24 protein-coding genes are annotated in these 19,215 nt (G+C 73.7%); 17 read left to right on the forward strand and 7 right to left on the reverse strand.

What is annotated here, in order from left to right; all coding sequences use genetic code 11:
* Positions 1-44: 44 nt before the first annotated feature.
* Positions 45-1,355 carry a cytochrome P450 gene (locus tag VGI02_RS20885; protein ID WP_331630443.1) on the reverse strand — a complete coding sequence of 437 codons (1,311 nt, stop codon included), beginning with the start codon at positions 1,353-1,355 and terminating at the stop codon, positions 45-47.
* A gap of 178 nt (positions 1,356-1,533) precedes the next feature.
* On the opposite strand from VGI02_RS20885, the gene VGI02_RS20890 reads away from it, so the two are divergent.
* From VGI02_RS20890 to VGI02_RS20910, 5 genes are read left to right on the forward strand one after another with little or no spacing between them, the layout of a single operon-like run.
* Positions 1,534-2,142, forward strand: a complete 609-nt coding sequence (locus tag VGI02_RS20890; protein WP_331630445.1) for a TetR/AcrR family transcriptional regulator — start codon at positions 1,534-1,536, stop codon at positions 2,140-2,142.
* Positions 2,143-2,195: 53 nt separating this feature from the next.
* A complete protein-coding gene (locus VGI02_RS20895; protein ID WP_331630447.1) occupies positions 2,196-2,513 on the forward strand; it encodes a DUF6092 family protein in 318 nt (105 codons plus the stop codon).
* On the forward strand, positions 2,510-3,055 hold the full coding sequence (locus VGI02_RS20900; RefSeq protein WP_331630449.1) for a nitroreductase family protein: 546 nt from the start codon (positions 2,510-2,512) through the stop codon (positions 3,053-3,055). The genes VGI02_RS20895 and VGI02_RS20900 overlap by 4 nt, the downstream gene beginning before the upstream one ends.
* Before the next feature lie 39 nt (positions 3,056-3,094).
* Positions 3,095-3,430 carry an ArsR/SmtB family transcription factor gene (locus VGI02_RS20905; RefSeq protein ID WP_331630451.1) on the forward strand — a complete coding sequence of 112 codons (336 nt, stop codon included), beginning with the start codon at positions 3,095-3,097 and terminating at the stop codon, positions 3,428-3,430.
* Positions 3,431-3,459: 29 nt separating this feature from the next.
* Entirely contained in the window at positions 3,460-3,741 is a 282-nt protein-coding gene (locus VGI02_RS20910) for an SRPBCC domain-containing protein (protein WP_331630595.1), read from the forward strand.
* Here VGI02_RS20910 and VGI02_RS20915 read toward each other — a convergent pair.
* Positions 3,692-4,246 carry a hypothetical protein gene (locus VGI02_RS20915; protein WP_331630453.1) on the reverse strand — a complete coding sequence of 185 codons (555 nt, stop codon included), beginning with the start codon at positions 4,244-4,246 and terminating at the stop codon, positions 3,692-3,694. The two genes, VGI02_RS20910 and VGI02_RS20915, sit on opposite strands and share 50 nt — an antisense overlap.
* 182 nt (positions 4,247-4,428) lie before the next feature.
* Here VGI02_RS20915 and VGI02_RS20920 point away from each other — a divergent pair, with 182 nt between their 5' ends.
* The 3 genes from VGI02_RS20920 (at position 4,429) to VGI02_RS20930 (ending at position 7,862) form a co-directional block, all read left to right on the forward strand.
* Positions 4,429-6,522, forward strand: a complete 2,094-nt coding sequence (locus VGI02_RS20920; protein WP_331630455.1) for a sensor histidine kinase — start codon at positions 4,429-4,431, stop codon at positions 6,520-6,522.
* On the forward strand, positions 6,519-7,154 hold the full coding sequence (locus VGI02_RS20925) for a response regulator (RefSeq protein ID WP_331630457.1): 636 nt from the start codon (positions 6,519-6,521) through the stop codon (positions 7,152-7,154). Before VGI02_RS20920 ends, VGI02_RS20925 begins: the two co-directional genes overlap by 4 nt.
* A gap of 252 nt (positions 7,155-7,406) precedes the next feature.
* The gene (locus VGI02_RS20930) at positions 7,407-7,862 is read left to right on the forward strand and encodes a hypothetical protein (protein ID WP_331630459.1); all 456 of its coding nucleotides are present in this window, start codon (positions 7,407-7,409) and stop codon (positions 7,860-7,862) included.
* 13 nt (positions 7,863-7,875) lie between these two features.
* Here the strand turns inward: VGI02_RS20930 and VGI02_RS20935 are convergent, their stop codons facing one another.
* Complete coding sequence (locus VGI02_RS20935; RefSeq protein ID WP_331630461.1) at positions 7,876-8,034, reverse strand: hypothetical protein; 159 nt, start codon at positions 8,032-8,034, stop codon at positions 7,876-7,878.
* Positions 8,035-8,271: 237 nt separating this feature from the next.
* Between VGI02_RS20935 and VGI02_RS20940 the strand changes: the two genes are divergently transcribed.
* The 6 genes from VGI02_RS20940 to VGI02_RS20965 all read left to right on the forward strand — a co-directional run bounded on the left by VGI02_RS20940 (position 8,272) and on the right by VGI02_RS20965 (position 13,313).
* Positions 8,272-9,054: an electron transfer flavoprotein subunit beta/FixA family protein gene (locus VGI02_RS20940; protein ID WP_331630462.1), complete on the forward strand. Its 783-nt coding sequence runs from the start codon at positions 8,272-8,274 to the stop codon at positions 9,052-9,054.
* A 32-nt stretch (positions 9,055-9,086) separates the two neighbouring features.
* Complete coding sequence (locus VGI02_RS20945) at positions 9,087-10,043, forward strand: electron transfer flavoprotein subunit alpha/FixB family protein (RefSeq protein WP_331630464.1); 957 nt, start codon at positions 9,087-9,089, stop codon at positions 10,041-10,043.
* Positions 10,044-10,202: 159 nt separating this feature from the next.
* Positions 10,203-11,396, forward strand: coding sequence for a cysteine desulfurase family protein (locus tag VGI02_RS20950; protein WP_331630466.1), 1,194 nt, complete (start codon positions 10,203-10,205; stop codon positions 11,394-11,396).
* A 2-nt stretch (positions 11,397-11,398) separates the two neighbouring features.
* Positions 11,399-12,457, forward strand: a complete 1,059-nt coding sequence (mnmA, locus tag VGI02_RS20955; RefSeq protein ID WP_331630468.1) for a tRNA 2-thiouridine(34) synthase MnmA — start codon at positions 11,399-11,401, stop codon at positions 12,455-12,457.
* Between the two features lie 219 nt (positions 12,458-12,676).
* Positions 12,677-13,030 carry a PRC-barrel domain-containing protein gene (locus VGI02_RS20960; protein ID WP_331630470.1) on the forward strand — a complete coding sequence of 118 codons (354 nt, stop codon included), beginning with the start codon at positions 12,677-12,679 and terminating at the stop codon, positions 13,028-13,030.
* A 4-nt stretch (positions 13,031-13,034) separates the two neighbouring features.
* Positions 13,035-13,313 (forward strand): hypothetical protein, encoded by a 279-nt coding sequence (locus tag VGI02_RS20965; protein ID WP_331630472.1) that lies wholly within the window; start codon positions 13,035-13,037, stop codon positions 13,311-13,313.
* A 1-nt stretch (position 13,314) separates the two neighbouring features.
* On the opposite strand, the gene ykgO is transcribed toward VGI02_RS20965, so the two are convergent.
* Positions 13,315-13,437 (reverse strand): type B 50S ribosomal protein L36, encoded by a 123-nt coding sequence (gene ykgO, locus VGI02_RS20970; protein WP_331630474.1) that lies wholly within the window; start codon positions 13,435-13,437, stop codon positions 13,315-13,317.
* 29 nt (positions 13,438-13,466) lie between these two features.
* Positions 13,467-13,631 carry a 50S ribosomal protein L33 gene (gene rpmG / locus VGI02_RS20975; RefSeq protein ID WP_331630476.1) on the reverse strand — a complete coding sequence of 55 codons (165 nt, stop codon included), beginning with the start codon at positions 13,629-13,631 and terminating at the stop codon, positions 13,467-13,469.
* 79 nt (positions 13,632-13,710) lie between these two features.
* Here rpmG and VGI02_RS20980 point away from each other — a divergent pair, with 79 nt between their 5' ends.
* Positions 13,711-14,052: a hypothetical protein gene (locus VGI02_RS20980; RefSeq protein ID WP_331630478.1), complete on the forward strand. Its 342-nt coding sequence runs from the start codon at positions 13,711-13,713 to the stop codon at positions 14,050-14,052.
* Here the strand turns inward: VGI02_RS20980 and VGI02_RS20985 are convergent.
* Together VGI02_RS20985 and VGI02_RS20990 are read right to left on the reverse strand one after the other, a co-directional pair.
* The gene (locus VGI02_RS20985) at positions 14,049-14,876 is read right to left on the reverse strand and encodes a 3-methyladenine DNA glycosylase (RefSeq protein ID WP_331630480.1); all 828 of its coding nucleotides are present in this window, start codon (positions 14,874-14,876) and stop codon (positions 14,049-14,051) included. The genes VGI02_RS20980 and VGI02_RS20985 overlap by 4 nt on opposite strands.
* Before the next feature lie 36 nt (positions 14,877-14,912).
* Entirely contained in the window at positions 14,913-15,743 is an 831-nt protein-coding gene (locus VGI02_RS20990; RefSeq protein WP_331630482.1) for a sulfite exporter TauE/SafE family protein, read from the reverse strand.
* A 98-nt stretch (positions 15,744-15,841) separates the two neighbouring features.
* Between VGI02_RS20990 and VGI02_RS20995 the strand changes: the two genes are divergently transcribed.
* Positions 15,842-16,951: a methionine synthase gene (locus tag VGI02_RS20995; RefSeq protein ID WP_331630484.1), complete on the forward strand. Its 1,110-nt coding sequence runs from the start codon at positions 15,842-15,844 to the stop codon at positions 16,949-16,951.
* A 42-nt stretch (positions 16,952-16,993) separates the two neighbouring features.
* Positions 16,994-19,153, forward strand: coding sequence for an NAD-dependent DNA ligase LigA (gene ligA / locus VGI02_RS21000; RefSeq protein WP_331630486.1), 2,160 nt, complete (start codon positions 16,994-16,996; stop codon positions 19,151-19,153).
* Positions 19,154-19,215: the final 62 nt, after the last annotated feature.

The raw sequence follows: 19,215 nt of genomic DNA on the forward strand, positions 1-19,215 counted from the left end.
GTCGGTCTCGTGCAGCCCGTGCCCGGTGCAGCGTCGAGGCGGGGTCAGCGACCGGTCGGGTGGGCGGGCATCCGCTTGACGATGTTGAAGAAGTTGCTGGGGGTGAGCACCGGCTCACCGACGCTGATCTGCGGGGCCTGGGTGAGCAGCTCGGTGAACATCGCGCGTAACTGCGTGCGGGCGAGTTGGTTGCCCAGGCAGTGGTGGATGCCGCCGCCGCCGAAGGTGATGTGCGGGTTCGGCCTGCGGGAGAGGTCGAGCTCGTTCGGTCGGTCGAACCTGGTGGCGTCGCGGTTGGCCGACGAGAAGAACAGCACGACCTTGTCCCCGGCGGTGATCCGGCGCCCGCGGAAATCCATGTTCCGGGCCGCGGTGCGCCGGAATGTGGCGATGGGGGTCGCCCAGCGCACCAGTTCCTCGACGGCGGTCGACATCCGCCCCTCGAGGTCTTCGAGCAGCCAGGCGCGCTGCTCAGGGTGATCCACCAGGGCCTTGAGGCCGTGGCTGGTGGACTGGCGGGTCGTGTCGTTGCCGGCCACGGTCAGCAGCACGAAGAACGCGCCGATCTCGAAGTCGGTGAGGCGCTCGCCCTCCACCTCGGCCTGGGACAACGCCGAGATCAGATCGCTGCCAGGCCGCTCGCGGCGTTCGGCGGCCAGGCGACTGGCGAGCTGATGGCAGTAGCCGTTGGCGGTCATCAGCGAGTTGATGACCTCGTCCTTGGTGTGCCCGACCACGTCGGGGTCGTTCCACGACATCGCGATCGCGGTCTGGTGGGCGGCTTCCTCGCGCTCCCCGGCCGGCACATCCATCATGTCGTTGATGTTGTTCATCGGCATCAGCCCGGCGCACTCGGCCACGAAGTCGGCCTCGCCGCCGCCGGCCTCGGCCTTCGCGCACAGATTCTTCACCGCTGACGCGGCGTTCCCCTGGATCATCTCGTCGATGCGGCGCATCTGTTTGGGGGTGAACGCCGCGGCCACGAGCCTGCGCAGTGTGGTGTGCCGCGGCGGGTCCATGCCGATGAACGACTGCGCGGCCTCGATGAAGTCGGCAGGCAGGTTCTCCATGAGGATGCCCGGGCCGGACAGGAAGTCGTCGTGGCGCTTGGTGACCTCGACCAGATCGTCGTACTTCGTGATCGCCCAGAACCCGTAGTCCTCCGGGTCCTCGAAGACCTGGTCATCGGGTGCCGGATGCCACGTGATGGTGTCGCGGTCGCGCAGACGCGAGAAGGTCTTCTCCCGCTCGAACATGTCGGTCGCCCAGAACGCCCGCGACGAGATGTCCTCGTCGTCATAGGGGCGGTCCGGGGTCCCGCTGGCGAAGGTCGACACACGTGACGTCTGGGTCATGGTGCTGCTCCTCACCCGCTCCACACCGCGAGGGCGAGGTGGAGGCGGTCGGCGGTGGACCCGAAGATCGTGATCGGGCACACATCCAGGCTGGACAGTCTGGCTCGATCTGTCAACCATCGTTCTCGGTTCTGTCCAGCGGCTTGACAGCGGATCGCCCACTGTGACCTGCTGATGTGTGCGGAACCAGTACGCGCAGAGCGCGCATCAGCAAATGCGGGACGCGGCGCTCGACGCGGCTGCCGAGGAAGTGATCACCCGCGGGTGGTCGAGCCTGCAGATCCAGGCCATCGCCCGCCGGGCCGGGGTCAGCCGCCAGACCCTCTACACCACCTTCGGCAGCAAGCAGGGCATCGCCCAGGCTCTGATCCTGCGCCTGACCGAGCGCTTCATCACCGGCATCGAGACGGCCATGGCCAGCCACACCGGCCTCTACCAGCAGTGGTTCGCGGCGATGCGGTACACCCTGGATCGGGCCGCGGGCGAGCCGCTGCTCGTCTCGGTGCTCACCGCCGACGGAAGCGATGACTTCCTGCCGCTGCTCACGAGTCGCGGCGCGCCGGTCCTCGACGCCGCTCGCGTGCGCCTGAGCCGCGCTCTTCACGAAGCCCGCCCCGAGGTCGACGTCGCCATCGCCGACGATCTCGCCGAAGCCGCGGTACGCCTGGCTCTGAGTCATATCGTGCTGCCCCTGCGCTCCACCGAGCACGCCGCCGCGCAGATCGCCCGCATCGTCGACGCCACGTATCGCGACACGCGGACGCCGCAGGCGCTGCGGCACGACTGACGACGGGCCCCGGAACGATGGACCCGGGCCGCGACGCCCGCGAGGATGCCCCCGTGGCTTCTCCCTGGGTCCTGGACGAGGACGACGCGCTCGAACTGCTCGCCTACCTCACCACCGCGGCCCGGACCCAGGTCGACGAGGCCGCCGAGTACGGCCCGATGCGGCTGCTGACCGCGGCACACCGGCTCGCCGAGGCCATGACACCGCGAGCCACACCCGGGACGGCCGACGTCCTCGACGGACCACTGGCCCGGATGCCGCTGCTCGCTGTCCCCCGCGACGATCGGGAGGCCTACGTCGATGAGCTCGACACGGTCTGCCGCGAGCTGGCCCGGCACCTCGTCGCGCGCTACGGGCCGGACGCCCCGTGACCGACCCCGTCCTGGACGCCATCCGCCGCCGACGGGTGGTGCGGGCGATGACCGACGAGCCGGTCCCGCGGGAGCGGGTGGAGACCATCCTCGACGCGGCACGGTGGGCGCCGACGGCGGGGAACCGTCACCTCCAGCGCTTCGTGGCCACCACCGACCCCGGCGTGCTGCGGGTGCTGCGGATGGTCTCGCCCGGGATGATCCAGCGCCCGACCGCGGCGATCACCATCTGCGTGGACCGACCGCTCGCGCAGAGCTACGGCTTCGCCCCGGACGCCCGCGGCCTCTCGGTCGACGTCGGCACCGCCATGGCGACGATGCTGCTCGCCGCCCACGCCGTCGACGTCGGCGCCGGGCCGGTCAGCTCGTTCAGTCGGGCCGCGGTCGGCGTCGTGCTCGCGCTCCCCGAGGGCTGGAGCCCGGAGGTGATCGTGTGTCTCGGTCACCCGGCACCCGCGCGGGTCGCGCCGATGGCGCCCACCCGGCACCTCGGGTGGCGTGACCTCACCCGGTGGGTCCCGGAGGACCCGGCTGACACTTAGCTCTTGCGCTAACTATTGCGCCGCTCAATACTGAGCCTCATGGCACAGCGTGAGGCGGTGGTCGACGGGGTCTTCGTCGCCCTCGCCGACTCCACCCGTCGCGCCGTGATCTCGCGGCTCGGTCATGGCCCGGCGACCGTCGGCGATCTCGCCCACGACTTCCCCATGACCCTGCCGTCCTTCATGAAGCACGTCCGCACGCTCGAGGCGACCGGCCTCATCCGCACCACCAAGTCGGGGCGGGTCCGCACCTGCGAGCTCGACCGGGCCCGCCTCGCCGTCGTGCAGAGCTGGCTCGACGAGCAGCGCCGGGTGTGGGAGGCGCGTACCGACCGTCTCGAACAGTACGTCACCGATTCCGAGGAGCACCCGTGAACCCCGATCTCGACCTCGCGCTGGAACGCGTGATCAAAGCGCCCAGAGCGACCGTGTGGAACGCCTGGACCGACCCCGCGGCCTTCGCGCGCTGGTGGCTCCCCGCCCCCACCCGATGCCGCGTCGAGCGGCTCGACGTCCGGCCGGGGGGTGGGCTGGTCACGTCCATGAGCGAGGACGGTGTGGCCTTCGTGCCGCACTCCGACCGCGCAGCTGGCCGCCGTCGCCGAGGCGGCCGGCTCCCGACCCTGACGGCCGGGGTCACCGGCGGGCGGCGCGGATCAGCGTCGCCCCGAGCACGGCCCAGGTGACGCCCCAGACGGCGATCGCCCCGAAGTGCGGGAGGTCGCCGAGCGCCGCCCCGGCCGGGATGGTCGCGACCGGCCAGACCCCCGCGGCGAGGACGGCCCAGCGGGGCAGCGCGTTCGCGGGGCCGCGGAACATCCCGACGGCGGCGACGATCAGGCTCACGGCCACGAGGACCATGAGGACGCTGAACAGCAGGATGGCGGTGTCCTGGTCGACGAGCGCGTAGGCGTGGGCCAGGGCGAAGAGCGTCATCGCGACGGCGGCGGCGGCCAGCGCCGCGGTGACGAGCCCCGAGGCGCCGACCGACGCCGCGAGGCGCCGGACCCCGAGGATGCCGACCGCGAACAGCAGGGCGGCGGGCACCACGGTCGCGAACCAGGCACGTCCGACGAGATCGGGTGACAGTGCGCCCACGATCCCGAGGACGGCGACGACGACGCCGGCCAGGACGGCGGCGGCCCCGTGGGGCCGGACGTCGGCGTCGGTGGTGGTGAGGGTGTCGGTCATGACGGCTCCCGGATGTCGGTGGATGGACCGGCACCGACGGTGGGCCGCGAGCGCACCCGCGGGGCAGGGCCGGAGCACCCGTCCTGCCCGGTACCGCCCCGGGTGGGCCGGGAGGAACCACCCGGGGCGTCCGGGCGATTCGACCGCAGACAAGCCGGTGGGTGGGGTCGCAGGATGAGCGCATGCCCGACCAGGGGGACGTGCGCGTCGGCCGGCCACCATGGCTGGCCGCCGGTCTCGTCGCGCTGGCGGTCGCCGAGGCCCTGACGACGGTGGTCGGGGTGCTCGTGACGGGCATGCCCCTGGCCGCGGCCCAGGACAGCTTCCTGGTCAGCAACGCCGCGATCGGCTCGGTCTGCGCCGTGTGCGGCGGACTGATCGCCGCATCCCGGCCGCGCAACGCCCTCGGCTGGCTGCTGCTCGGGGTGGCCGTCGCGCAGACGGCCACCGCCGCCGTCACGCCGTGGCTGGCGCGGGCCATCGCCGTCGGGGACGCCCGGGCCACGGCGTGGACCGCGACGGTCTACTCCGCCGCCTGGCCGTGGGCGATCGGGCTGTTCCTGCCGCTGGCGGTCCTGGTCTTCCCCGAGGGCCGGCTGCCCGGCGGTCGGCTGCGCGCCAGGGTGCGCTGGCCGCTGCTCGCCGTCGTCCTGGCCAACGGCGTCGCCCAGGTCCTCACCTTCAGCGCCGACCCCTACCCGCTGGCCCCCGTCGCGGGGTTCGCGCCGGGGCAGGTGCCGCCCGCGTGGTCGTGGCTGGCGATCCCGGGACTGGACACCGGCCCGGTCGGCGCCGGCACGAACATCCTGCTGGCCGCGACCTATCTCGCCGGTGTCGTCACCCTCGTCGTCCGCTACCGGCGCGGCGGGGAACGGACCCGACGGCAGGTGCTCTGGCCGCTGCTCGCCGCGGTCGTCGTCGTCGTGGTCATCGCCGTGACGCGGGCGGTGTGGTCCGTCGCGGCGCCCGGCACCGGGTTCCCGATCATGTCCACGCTCGCGGTCGCGCTGATCCCGGTGGGCATGACGATCGCGGTCCTGCGCCACCAGCTGCTCGACATCCGGCTGCTGTGGTCGCGGACGGTCACCTACGTCGTGCTGACGGCGGCGCTCGTCGCCACCTACGTCGCCGTCGTGGAGATCGTGACGCGGCTCGTCGGGCCCGGCGACGGCCTGGCCACGTCGGTGGCCGCCACCGTCGTCGTGGCCGCTGCCTTCGACCCGATCCGGGTCCGCCTCCAGCGCCTGGTCGACACCCTGCTCTACGGCGACCGCGGCGACCCGGTCCGCGCCGTCTCGTCGGTGACCGCGCAGCTCGCGACCGGACCGGAGCGGCCCGGCGACGTGCTCCCCGCGGTCTGCCAGGCCCTCAAGCTGCCGTGGGCGGCGCTCGCGGTGGACGGCGACACGGTCGGCGAGGTGGGCACACGGCGCGCTCCCCAGGAGAGCTTCCCGCTGCGCCACGCGGGTCGCACCCTCGGGGAGCTGCGGGTCGGGGTCCGGTCCGGGCAGGCGCGGCTCGCCCCGTCCGACCGGGCGGTGCTCGAGCTGATGGCGCTGCCCATCGGCGTGGCCCTGCACGCCGAGGCGCTCTCGGCGGCCGTGCAGGCGTCGCGGCAGGAGATCGTGGCCGCGCGGGAGGAGGAGCGGCGTCGCCTGCGCCGCGACCTGCACGACGGGCTCGCCTCGGTGCTGACCGGGGTCGCGTTCCAGGCCGACGCCGTGATCACCCTCGCGTCGGGCGGCCGTCGCGACGCCCCGCGGATCGCCGCGCTGGGCGAGGACATCCGCGGCAGTGTGACGAGCGCGCTCGACGACGTCCGGCGTCTGATCAACGAGTTGCATCCGGCGGCACTGCACGAGCTCGGCCTCGTGGAGGCGGTCCGGCGGCACGCGCAGCGGCTGACGCGCGGCGACCCGGTGCCGCTGGTGATCGCCGTCGTCGACGACGACCGGGTCACCGAGCTCCCCGCCGCGGTCGAGGTCGCCGCCTACCGCATCCTCGTCGAGGCGCTGACCAACGTGGCCCGGCACTCCCGGGCCACCCACGCCGAGGTCGAGATCCGCTGCTCGGAGGCCGACCTCGTCGTCGGGGTGCGCGACGACGGCCCCCCGGGCGACGAGGTGGTCTGGCACCCGGGGGTCGGGCTGGCGTCGATGCGCGACCGCGCCGAGGAGCTCGGCGGGCGGCTCGACGCGGCCCCGTCGCCGGGCGGCGGGCACGTCCTGGCCCGGCTGCCGCTGGCCCGCGCCGCCGTGTCCCGGGTCGTCCCGTGACGGAGCGGGCGGTGCGCGTCGTCCTCGCCGACGACCACCCGATCATCCGCGACGGGCTCGCGGCTCTGCTGACGGCGACCGAGGGCATCGAGGTCGTCGGGACCGCGCAGAGCGGGGACGAGGCGGTCCGCCTGGCGGTCACGGAGCGCCCGGACGTGCTGGTCGTGGACCTGCACATGCCCGGGGGCATCGACGGTGTCGAGGCGACCCGCACCGTCCGGAGCGCGGCGCCCGAGGTCGGGATCCTCGTGCTGACCATGCTCGACGACGACGCGACCGTCCGGGCCGCCCTCGACGCAGGCGCCTCCGGATACGTCCTCAAGGGCGACTCGCGGCAGCAGATCGTCCGAGCCATCCACGCCGTCGCCGCAGGGGCGAGCATCCTCGGGTCCGGGGTGAGCCGTCAGGCTCCGGGCGCCGCCCCGGATCCGTTCGCGGAGCTGACGGCCCGGGAGCGTCAGGTCCTCGAGATGCTCGCGACCGGGAGCTCGACGGCCGCGATCGCGGCCCGGCTCGGCGTCGCCGCCAAGACCGTCACGAACAACCTCTCGGCGATCTTCGCCAAGCTCGGCGTCGCCGGGCGTACCGAGGCGGCCCTCCTCGCCCGCGACCACGGCCTCGGACGGCCCTGATGATCGGTGAAGCCGGGCGCGGTCGACCGCTGACCGGGTGGTCCCGCGCCGGGGTGGGCCGTCTGCGCGGCCAGAATCACCCTCACGGGTGGCACGCGTCGGGGGTCGGGTCGCGCCGCGTGGCCGCAGAATGGACATATGTCGACCGACGCGCGCCGAGCGGTTTCTGAGGCGCGTCCGGCGGTCGATCAGCCGTCGGGGGCCGGCTGGGGTGCGTGGCCGCCGCCGACTCCGGGTGATCGCCCGCTCTCCATGACCTCCCGGGCGGACGGGGCCGAGCACGCCGTGATGGCGACCGAGCTCGAGCAGGCCAACCGCACCGGTCAGCCGCCGATGGGGCTCTGCGGCACGGTCGTCGACCTCGCCCCGCTCGGGGCGACCGCGCGCCACGTCTGCCGCCCGTGCCGCGAGGTGATGTCCCGCCGCAGGCACGACGAACGCCGGGCGCCGCGGGTGCCGACGCCGCCGTGGGCGCTGCTCGTCCAGTGGTACGAGGCGCTCGTCCGTCTCCTGCGGGGTGGCCTGCGACCCGAGGGACCGAAGGCGCTCGGGTCAGGTTCCCGCGCGCCGCTGGCCCTGCCCGCGTCGCCGTCACGGCCGCCCGTGCCCCTCGATCAGGGGGTACCCGCACCCCGGCCGCGGACGTCGCCGCCGATACGCGCGCCGCATCCGGTGCGGGACAGCGGCGGGCGACACCGCCGCGATTGAGGGTGCCGCCGCGTCAGCGGTGGCCGCCGCCCTTCCCGCGGAACTTGCCCAGCATCTCCTGGGCCTTGGCGCGGTTCTTGGGGTCCTGCGCGTAGCGCTTCGCCTGGTCGGCGTACTTGCGACCCTGGGGGCTCTTGATGAAGTCCTGGACCTTCTGGAACAGACCGGGCACGGGTACTCCTGGGGCGAGAATCCGATGTGTCCGTTTCAGCGTACGCGGTCCGCGGGACCCATTTCGCTACCCGTCAGTAGCCACCTACTACCTACTCGCGAGTAACTTGAGAGGGGTACGCCACGTCGCTCTCGGCCCGCACTCGTGGGACAGTCGGCACGGAGCGAATCGCTACCGACGGGTAACTCAATGTCGGTGGTCAGGGAGTTCGCAGGCACAGGAGGTCACAGAGGACCCATGAACATCGTCGTGCTCATCAAGCAGGTGCCGGACACCTGGTCGGAGCGCACGCTCTCCGACAGCGACAAGACCCTCGACCGCGCCTCCTCGGACGCGGTGCTGGACGAGATCAACGAGCGCGCCGTGGAGGAGGCGCTCAAGATCAAGGAGGCCGGGGACGCCGAGGTCACGATCGTGACTGCCGGCTCCGACCGCGCCACCGACGCCGTGCGCAAGGCGCTCTCGATGGGCGCCGACAAGGCCGTCCACGTCAACGACGAGGCCATCCACGGCTCGGACGCCGTCGCCACCGCCAAGGTGCTCGCGAAGGCGATCGGCACCGTCGGCGACGTCGACCTGGTCCTGGCGGGGAACGAGGCCACCGACGGTCGCAGCGGCGCCATGGCCGGGATGATCGGCGAGGTCCTCGGCTGGCCGTCGCTCACGCACGCGAACGGACTCACCGTCAGCGACGGCACCGCCTCGGTCAAGCGCGAGACCGACGAGGGCACCTGCGATGTCACCGCCGCGCTGCCCGCCGTCGTCAGCGTCGGCGAGAAGATCAACGAGCCGCGGTACCCGTCGTTCAAGGGGATCATGGCGGCCAAGAAGAAGCCGGTGAGTGCCCTCGGCATCTCCGACCTCGGCCTCGACGCCTCGGAGGTCGGGCTGGCCGGCTCGCTCGTGCAGGTCGACTCGTTCGCGCCGCGCCCGCCGAAGTCGGGCGGTCAGAAGGTCGAGGACGAGGGCGACGGCGGCGCGAAGATCGCCGAGTTCCTCGTCGGCCAGAAGCTCATCTGAGCACCGTCCACGAGCGATAGAGGAGAACAGTCATGGCTGAAGTACTGGTCCTCGTCGACCACGTCGACGGTGAGATCAAGAAGAACACCTACGAGATGCTGACCGCGGCCCGCCGCCTCGGCGAGCCGTCCGCGGTCGTCGTCGGCACGCCGGGCACGGCCACGAAGCTGGCCGAGGGCCTCGCCGCGCACGGCGCGGAGAAGGTCTACGTCGCCGAGTCCGACGACGCGGTCAACTACCTCTCGACCCCGCAGGTCGACGTCCTCGCCGCCCTGGTCGAGCGCGTCTCGCCGCCCGCGGTGCTCATCGCCGGTGGCGCCGACGGCCGCGAGGTCGCGGGCCGCCTGGCCGTGCGCACGAACTCCGGCTGGCTCAACGACCTCGTCGAGATCGACGGCCAGCGCGGCGGCACCCACTCGATCTTCGGTGGCGCCTTCACCGTGCAGTCGCACGCCACGACCGACACCGCGATCGTCTCCTGGCGCGGTGGCTCGATCGAGGCCGAGGAGAACGCCGCCGCCGGGACGCAGGAGACCGTCGAGGTCCCCTCGGTCGACGCCGCGCGCTCGGCCAAGGTGTCCAACCGGGCCCCGATCGTCGGCGGCGACCGTCCCGAGCTCACCGAGGCGAGCATCGTCGTCGCCGGTGGCCGGGGCGTCGGCTCGGCCGACAACTTCAACGTCGTCGAGACCCTCGCGGACTCGCTGCACGCCGCCGTCGGCGCCTCCCGCGCCGCGGTCGACTCCGGGTACTACCCGAACCAGTTCCAGGTCGGGCAGACCGGCAAGACGGTGTCGCCGCAGCTCTACGTCGCGCTGGGCATCTCCGGTGCGATCCAGCACCGCGCGGGCATGCAGACCTCGAAGACGATCGTCGCGGTCAACAAGGACCCCGAGGCCCCGATCTTCGAGATCGCCGACTTCGGCATCGTGGGCGACCTGTTCTCGGTCGCGCCGCAGCTGACCGAGGAGGTCGGCAAGCGGGCCTGATCCCGCGCTGCTCGTCACGGGCGAAGGGCACCGTCGGCCACCTCGAGGTGGTCGGAGGTGCCCTTCGTCCTGTCCGGGGCCTGGCCGGACCTGGCTCACGAATGATCGCGTGAGGTCGTGGGAGCGTTCGACCATCGCGAGGATTACGCTCGATGGGCGATGACGTACCTCGACCACGCGGCCACCACGCCGATGCTGCCCGTGGCCGTCGCCCGCTACACCGGGGCGCTCGGCCGCGTCGGCAACCCCTCGTCGCTGCACACCGCGGGCCGACGGGCGCGCAAGGACGTCGAGGAGGCCCGCGAGAGCATCGCCGGTGCCGTCGGCGCCCTGCCGACCGAGGTCGTCCTGGCCACCGGCGGCACCGAGGCCGACAACCTCGCGGTCAAGGGCATCTACTGGGCCCGGCGCGAGGCCGATCCGCGGCGCACCCGGGTCGTGGTGTCCGCCGTCGAGCACCACGCCGTGCTCGACGCCGCGGAGTGGCTCGCCGAGCACGAGGGCGCGACGATGCACGTGCTGGGCGTCGACGAGGCGGGGCGGGTGCACCCGTCGGCGCTGCGCGAGGTCCTCGACGCCCACGGCGACGAGGTCGCGGTCGTCAGCGTGATGTGGGCGAACAACGAGGTCGGCACCGTCAACGACGTCCGCGCCCTGGCCGAGGTCGCGCACGGGTTCGGCGTCCCGCTGCACACCGACGCGGTCCAGGCCGTGGGCTCGCTCCCGGTGGACTTCGCGACCTCCGGGGCCGACGCGCTCTCGCTCACCGGCCACAAGCTCGGCGGGCCGGTCGGGGTCGGGGCACTGCTGCTGCGCCGGGACGCGTCGTGCATGCCGTTGCTGCACGGCGGCGGGCAGGAGCGCGACGTGCGCTCGGGCACGCTCGACGTGGCCGGGACGGTCGCGCTCGCGGCGGCGGTGCGCGCCGCCGTGGACGACGCCCCCCGGCGGGGGATGGAGCTCGCGGCGCTGCGCGACGACCTCGTCGCGCGACTGATCGCCGAGGTCCCGGACGCGACCCTGAACGGCGTGGCGCTCGACGCCGCCCCGGTCGCCGGCGGGCCGGCGCGGCTGCCGGGCAACGCGCACCTCTCGTTCCCGGGCTGCGAGGGCGACAGCCTGCTCATGCTGCTCGACGCGCACGAGATCGAGTGCTCGACCGGCTCGGCGTGCACCGCCGGGGTGGCGCGCCCGTCGCACGTGCTGCTGGCGATGGGGGTCGAGGAGGCCGCCGCGCGCGGCTCGCTGCGGTTCTCGCTGGGCCACAGCTCGACCGCGGCGGACGTCGACGCGGCCGTGGCGGCGATCGGCCCCGTGGTGGAGCGCGCCCGGGGTGCCCTGGCACGCTCGTAGTCATGAAGGTGCTGGCGGCGATGAGCGGCGGGGTGGACTCCGCCGTCGCGGCCGCGCGCGCCCGCGACGCAGGCCACGACGTCGTCGGGGTGCACCTGGCCCTCTCGGCGAAGCCCGCGACGATGCGCGAGGGCGCCCGCGGGTGCTGCTCGGTCGAGGACTCCCACGACGCGCGGCGCTGCGCCGACGTCCTCGGCATCCCGTTCTACGTCTGGGACATGGCGGCCCGGTTCACGGCCGACGTCGTCGAGCCCTTCGTCGCCGAGTACGCCTCGGGGCGCACCCCGAACCCCTGCCTGCGCTGCAACGAGAAGATCAAGTTCTCGGCGGTCCTGGACCGGGCGCTCGCGCTGGGCTTCGACGCCGTCGTCACGGGGCACTACGCCCGCCTCGAGCACGGGATGCTTCGTCGGGCCGTGGACGCCGACAAGGACCAGTCCTACGTGCTCGGCGTGCTGACCGCCCGCCAGCTGGCCCACGCGATGTTCCCGCTCGGTGACTCGCCGAAGTCCGAGGTCCGGGCGGAGGCCGCGCGCCGCGGGCTCGTCGTCGCCGAGAAGCCCGACAGCCACGACATCTGCTTCATCCCCTCGGGCGACACCCGCGGGTTCCTGGCCGACCGTCTCGAGGAGGCGCCCGGCGAACTGGTCGACGCGACGTCGGGGGCCGTGCTCGGGAAGCACACCGGGGTCGCGGGATTCACCGTCGGCCAGCGCCACGGCCTCGGCCTCCAGAGCCCCGCCCCGGACGGCCGCCCACGCTACGTGCTGGGTATCGAGCCGGTGTCGCGCCAGGTGACGGTGGGCGCGGTCGAGGAGCTCGACGTGCGTGCGCTGTCCGCGTCGGCACCGGTCTGGCACGGCGAGGCCGGGGTGACCGAGGACGTCGTCGTGCAGGTCCGGGCGCACGGCGGGCTGGCCCCCGCGCGCGTGACGGTCTCCGACGAGGGCCTCGACGCCGCGCTCGACGAGCCGCTGCGCGGGGTGGCCCCCGGCCAGGCCGTCGTCGTCTACTCCGGGGACCGTGTGCTCGGCTCGGCGACGATCACCGCGACGGCCTGATCGCCCGGACGGGCCGCACCCGGATGTCGGTCGCGCCGCCGCTGGGTCCGCTCCGACATCCTGTCGCGGCGTTCTGACATCGGGCGGCCGCCTTGTCGTTCTGAATCACAGCGACAAGGTGCTGCCGCCACGGTGGGAACCCGCGACAAGAGCCCCCGGACGCGCCGCACCCGTCGTCGTACGCGGGCCGGAGCCGACGCCGAGCCTATGATCGGCTCCATGGCGTTCGAGGCCGAGAACATCCGGGACTGGCTGGGCAAGAAGGTCGTCGACCCGTCCGGGTCGAAGATCGGCGAGATGGAGGCGGTCTACTACGACACGGCGACCGACGAGCCCACGTTCGTCACGGTCGAGCTCGGGATGTTCAACCGCAAGCGGCTGGTGTTCGTCCCGCTGCACGGCGCGACGGTGCATCCCGACCACGTCACGGTGACCGTCGAGAAGGACCTCGCGAAGAACGCCCCGGCGATCGAGACCGACGGCGAGCTGCCGGTGGAGGACGAGCCGGCGATCTTCGAGCACTACGGGGTCGACTACGGGCCGCGGTCGGGTCGCCGGCTGGCCCGCCGCTGACCCCGTGAGCGAGGACCTCGTCGCGGGCGAGCCGCGCGCCCTGCTGCGTGAGGCGCTGGCCAGCATCCACACCGAGCGGCGGGCCGACGGTGACCTCGAGATCAGCGGCGAGGTCCCGCCCGACCTGGCCGAACCGCTGGTCCGCGCCCTGGACCGGGTCGCCCAGGAGCTGCGCGACGACGACGAGCGCCGGGGCGCCGAGGCCCGGGACGGTGGGCGCCTGCAGGCCGACGCGTTCGTCGCCCTGCTGCTGCGCGTCACCGACCCGGACCACCGGGACTGACTCAGCCCTGCCGCGCCTTCCATGTCGGGTTCTGCTTGTTGATCACCAGGACCCGCCCGTGGCGGCGCACCACGCTCGATCCCGGCTTCTGCTTCAGCGCCTTGAGCGACGCACGCACCTTCATGAGCTCCGGCCTCTCTCTCCTGGCTCCGGTCAGCGCTCCTCGCGGAACTCGACGTGCCGGCGCTCGCGCGGGTCGTACTTGCGCAGCACCAGGCGGTCGGGGTCGTTGCGGCGGTTCTTCCGCGTCACGTAGGTCGTGCCGGTCCCCGCCGTCGAGCGCAGCTTCACGATCGGTCTCACGTCGTTGCGGGCCATGGGTTCTCCTCGCTGTCGGTGCTGATTATCATTAACGATAATCGACCGAGGAGGATTCCCGATGCCGAGGAGAACAGGCATGAGCGGCGTGACGGTGGTGGCCTGCGGCGTGCACGGGTGCCCACACGCCTCGGCCTCGCCGGACGGGTCCGACGACGAGCTCCGGGCCGCCATCCGCGAGACGCCGCACGGGGTGCTGGTCCGCTCGGGCTGCCTGCAGGGGTGCTCGACGGAGACGTCGTCGGCCGGGGCCACCGTCCTCGTCCAGCCCTGCGACGTCCACCGCAGGCCATCGGGCCCGACGCTCGTCGTCGGGCCGCTGCACGAGCAGGCCGACGTCGCCGAGTGCTGCGCCTGGTTGCGGGCCGGAGCGCCCGCTCCCGCACCCGCACACCTGGTCGCCGGGGTGCTCGCCGGCTAGCAGTGCGCCAGGACGTCCAGGAGGCGCCCCCGCAGCTCCGCGCCCCGGTCGGCGAATCCCCGCTGCGCCTCGGCGTACTCGGCCTTCCCGGCGGCGGTCTCGATGCGGACCGGGGTGTAGCCGTGCGCGGCGAGGTCGTAGGGCGAGGCGCGCATGTCGAGGGTCCGGACGTCGCGGGCCAGCTCGAAGGTGTCCAGCAGCAGCTCACCCGGCACGGCGGGCCCGAGCTTCGTCGCCCACTTGTAGAGATCCATCGTCGCGTGCAGGCAGCCCGGCTGTTCCAGCTCGACCTGCCGCTCGCGCGTCGGCGTCCCGGCGTTGCGCGGGGCGGCGTCGGCGGTGAAGAACCGGTAGGCGTCGTAGTGCGTGCAGCGGATGCGGTGGTTCTCGACGACGGTGTCGGTGCCCGCCGCCCCGAGCCGGAGCGGGACCGGGTGCCGGGTCTCGTCGGCGCGGTAGACCATGGCCCACTCGTGCAGCCCGAAGCAGCCCAGCTGGGCCGGTCGGGCGGCGGTGGCCGCGAGCAGGCCGCGCACGAACGCGATCGTCGCCGGGCGGATCGTCGTCGGGTCGACCCGCGTGCCGTCGGGGGTGTAGTGCTTCCACGCCCCGCGCTCGGCCGCGTTCTCCAGCGTGACCCCGGCCCCCGGGTGCCAGACGCGCAGCCTGTTCGGGCGGGTCGGGTAGTAGGTGAAGAGGAAGTCCTCGACCGGGTGGGACTCGTGGCGGGCGCGACGGGCCCGGTGCCCGGCCGTGAGCGCGTCGGCGCGCGCGGCGTGGGCGTCCGCGCGGGAACGCCAGGTGGGCTCGTCGAGGTGGGGCATCGCGCGCTCCAGGGTGCCAGGGCGGCGGGCGCGACCTCACCGGTCGTCGGGAACCCGTGTCCGGCGCAGGTGCGCGATCTCCCGCACGGCCATGGTCAGCGCGAAGGTCCCGAACACGACGCCGAGCACCACGTCGTCGAGCGCGAGCCCCAACAGCGCCCCGGCGACGGTGCCCGGCGCGGCGGCGCCTCCCATCAGGGTGCCGATGCGCAGCGACGCGGTGCCCTGACGCACGTGCACGAGGCCGCCGACGAGGGAGTTCGGCACGAACACCAGCAGCGCCGTCCCCGCGGCGGTGTGCAGGTCGACCCCGAAGAGCAGGACCAGCGTGGGGACGGCCAGCAGTCCGCCCCCGAGACCCATCGCCCCGGCCCAGGCCCCGATCACCAGGCCCGCCGCGACGGTGGCCGGGACGACGAACCACGGGTCCGTGAGCAGGTGGGCGGGGACCACCGGGGCACCCTGCGAGGGGTCGAGACCCGCGGCGTCGAGGTAGAGCTTCGCCGCGGTGAGGAGCAGGACCGCGACGAGCAGGCTCCGCAGCACCCGCTCCGAGGCGCGGGCGAGCAGCCGGGCACCGAAGACTCCGCCGAGGATCCCGCCGAGCATCATGCCGCCGCCCGCGCGCAGGTCGAGCGAGCCGCCGACCAGCCCGTAGACCGCGGCCCCGGCGGCGCAGACCGGGACGTTGGCGATCGTCGAGGTCCCGTGCACCTGGGCGCGGGTGAGGGTGGTGAAGCGGTCGAGCGCGGGGACGAAGAGCACCCCGCTCCCGCCGCCGATCAGGCCCCCGACGACGCCGCCGACGACGCCGATCGTCAGCACCTGTCCGCGCTCGACGCGCGGGGGTTCCGGCCGGCTCGCCACGGGCCTCCCGACGACGTCGTTGCTCCACGGGCCCGTCATCGTCGCGGACCGGGGCCCGGAGCGCCCGCCCGGTCGTGACCGCCTGGTACACCTGGGCCGTGACCGACCCGCGCCCCGCCCTGGTGATGCCCGGTCCCGACGACGCGGCCGGCGACGGTCCGAGCGCGGTGCCGGACGGGCCGCGACGGCCCGAGGAGCGCGCCACCGGGCTGGGCTCGCTGCCCGGCACCGACCACCGGGAGGCTGCCCGCACCGTCGTCGGGGAGCTCCCGGAGTTCCCGCACGTCGCCGAGCTGCCCGAGCGGGGGGTGGGCGCCGACATGATCGGGCGCGCCACCGCGCTGCTGGTCGACCTCGCCGTCGAGGTGTGGCCGTCCGGATACCGGGTCACGGCCCGGCCCGGCGGCGACCACCGCCGCGGCGTCGACCTGCTCGCCCGGGACGTCGACGCGCTCGACGAGGTGCTCGGGGAGACCGGGGCGACCCCGCGCCGGGTGAAGACCCAGGTCGCCGGCCCGTGGACGCTGGCCGCGGGGGTCGAGCTGCGCACCGGGCACCGGGTGCTGACCGACCGGGGTGCGGTCGCGGAGTTCACCGAGAGCCTCGCCGAGGGCCTGCGCGGCCACGTCGCCGAGCTCGCGCGGCGGACCGGCGCGGGCGTCGTCGTCCAGCTCGACGAGCCCACGCTGCCCGCCGTCCTGGCCGGCTCGCTGCCCACTCCGAGCGGCTACGGGACCGTCCGCACGGTGCCCGGCTCCGAGGCCCGGGCCGCACTGGAGACGGTGGTGCGCGCCGTCCACGAGGCGGGTGCGGTCGGCGTGGTCGTGCACTGCTGCCACCCGACGCCGCCCCTGGCGCTGCTCGGGGCGGTGGGCGCCGACGCGGTGGCGGTCGACCTCACCGAGCTGGACCGCTCGAGCGCGGTGCTCGACGCCCTGGGCGAGGTGTGGGACGCGCCGACCGAGCTGTGGCTCGGGGTCGTGCCCAGCACGGACCCGACGGGGGCGCCGCCCGCCGTCGAGCGGCTCGCCCGTCCCGCGCTCGACGTGGCCGACCGGCTCGGCTTCGACCGCGAGCGGCTCGCCGACCGCGCCGTCGTCACCCCCGCCTGCGGTCTCGCGGGCGCGAGCCCGGGCTGGGCGCGCACCGCGATGGCGCGCAGCGTCGAGCTCGCCCGGGCGTTCGCGGACCCGCCGTCGTCCTGGTGATCTCGGGGGTCCCTGTCGGACCCCCCGACTACCCTCGGCGCCGTGACCAGCGAGAGCCCGCCAGCCGCCCAGCTCGCCTCGCCCGACGTGCCTGCCGATGCCCAGTCGCGGCACGCCGAGCTGGCCGAGGTCCTGGGCGACCACCAGTTCCGCTACTACGTGCTCGACGCGCCGATCGTCACCGACGGCGAGTTCGACGAGCTCTTCGGCGAGCTGTCGCGCCTGGAGGAGGAGTACCCGTCCCTCGTCACGCCTGCGAGCCCGACGCAGCGGGTCGGTGGCGGCTTCTCCACCGATTTCGTCGCGGTGGACCACCTCGAGCGCATGCTCTCGCTGGACAACGCCTTCGAGCCCGAGGAGCTGCGGGAGTGGGTGCTGCGGGTGCAGCGCGAGCTCGATCACCCCAGCGAGGAGCTGCAGTACCTCTGCGAGCTGAAGATCGACGGGCTCGCGGTCAACCTGCTCTACGAGAACGGCCACCTCACGCGGGCGCTCACCCGCGGTGACGGGCGCACCGGCGAGGACATCACGCTGAACATGCGCACCCTCGCGGACGTGCCCACCGAGCTGACGGGCACCGACGAGTTCGCGGTGCCGGAGCTCATCGAGGTGCGCGGTGAGGTGTTCTTCCGCCTGGCCGACTTCGAGGAGCTCAACGCGGGCCTCGTGGCGGCGGGCAAGCAGCCGTTCGCGAACCCGCGCAACTCCGCGGCGGGCAGCCTGCGCCAGAAGGACCCGCGGGTCACCGCCACCCGGCCGCTGCGCCTGATCTGCCACGGGCTGGGCAGGCGGCGGGGCTTCACGCCCGAGCGCCAGTCCCAGGCCTACGACGCGCTCGCCACTTGGGGTCTCCCGGTGTCCACGCACACCCGGGTGCTGCACGGGGTGGAGGCGGTCATCGAGCACACCCGCTACTGGGGCGAGCACCGGCACGACGCCGAGCACGAGATCGACGGCGTGGTGGTCAAGGTCGACGACGTCGCCCTGCAGCGCCGACTGGGGTCCACGGCCCGGGCGCCCCGCTGGGCGATCGCCTACAAGTACCCGCCGGAGCAGGCCACCACGACGCTGCGCGCGATCAGCGTCAACGTGGGCCGGACGGGGCGGGTCACCCCGTTCGCGGAGATGGACCCGGTGCTGATCGCCGGCTCCACGGTGTCGATGGCGACGCTGCACAACGCGGGCGAGGTCGAGCGCAAGGGCGTCCTCATCGGGGACCGGGTGATCATCCGGAAGGCGGGCGACGTCATCCCCGAGGTCCTCGGCCCGGTCGTCGAGGCCCGCACCGGGGACGAGCACGCCTTCGTCATGCCCACCCACTGTCCAGAGTGCGGTACCGAGCTGCGCCAGATGCGCGAGGGCGACAAGGACCTGCGCTGCCCCAACGCGCGGTCATGTCCCGCGCAGCTGCGCGAGCGGCTGTTCCACGTCGCCGGGCGCGGGGCGTTCGACATCGAGGTGCTCGGCTACGAGGCGGCGACGGCGCTGCTCGCGGCCGGGGTCGTGCTCGACGAGGGTGACGTGTTCGCGCTCACCGAGGACGACCTGTCCGGCGTCCCGCTGTTCCGCACCAAGGCCGGGAACCTCTCGGCGAACGGCCGCAAGCTGCTCACGAACCTGGAGACCGCGCGTCACCGCCCGCTGTGGAAGGTGCTCGTCGGGCTGTCGATCCGTCACGTCGGGCCCACGGCCGCGCAGGCCCTCGCCCGGCACTTCCGCTCGGTGGACGCCATCGACGCCGCGAGCGAGGAGGAGCTGGCGGGGGTCGACGGGGTGGGGCCGACGATCGCGACGGCGGTGCGGGAGTGGTTCTCGGTCGACTGGCACCGGGACGTCGTCGAGAAGTGGCGGGCGGCTGGGGTGGAGCTCGCGGAGGAGACCGACGAGTCGGTGCCGCGCACGCTCGAGGCGCTCTCGATCGTCGTCACCGGCTCGCTGCCCACGTGGTCCCGCGACGAGGCGAAGGAGGCGATCCTCGCGCGCGGGGGCCGCGCCGCGTCGTCGGTGTCGAAGAAGACGGCGTTCGTGGTGGTCGGCGACGAGCCGGGGTCCAAGTACGACAAGGCGGTCGCCGCGAAGGTCCCGATCCTCGACGAGGACGGCTTCGTCGTCTTGCTCGAGCAGGGGCCGGACGCCGCACGCGAGGTGGCGCAGACGCCGAGCGAGGCGGAGTCGGACGGGGGAGAGCCGGACGAGGGGTAGGCCCGCGGCGCCCGGCGGCGTTCTGATCACGGTGGGCCGCGGCGCACACTGGGTGGTCACGC

Source organism: Actinomycetospora sp., from assembly GCF_036497245.1.
Classification (GTDB): Bacteria; Actinomycetota; Actinomycetes; order Mycobacteriales; family Pseudonocardiaceae; genus Actinomycetospora.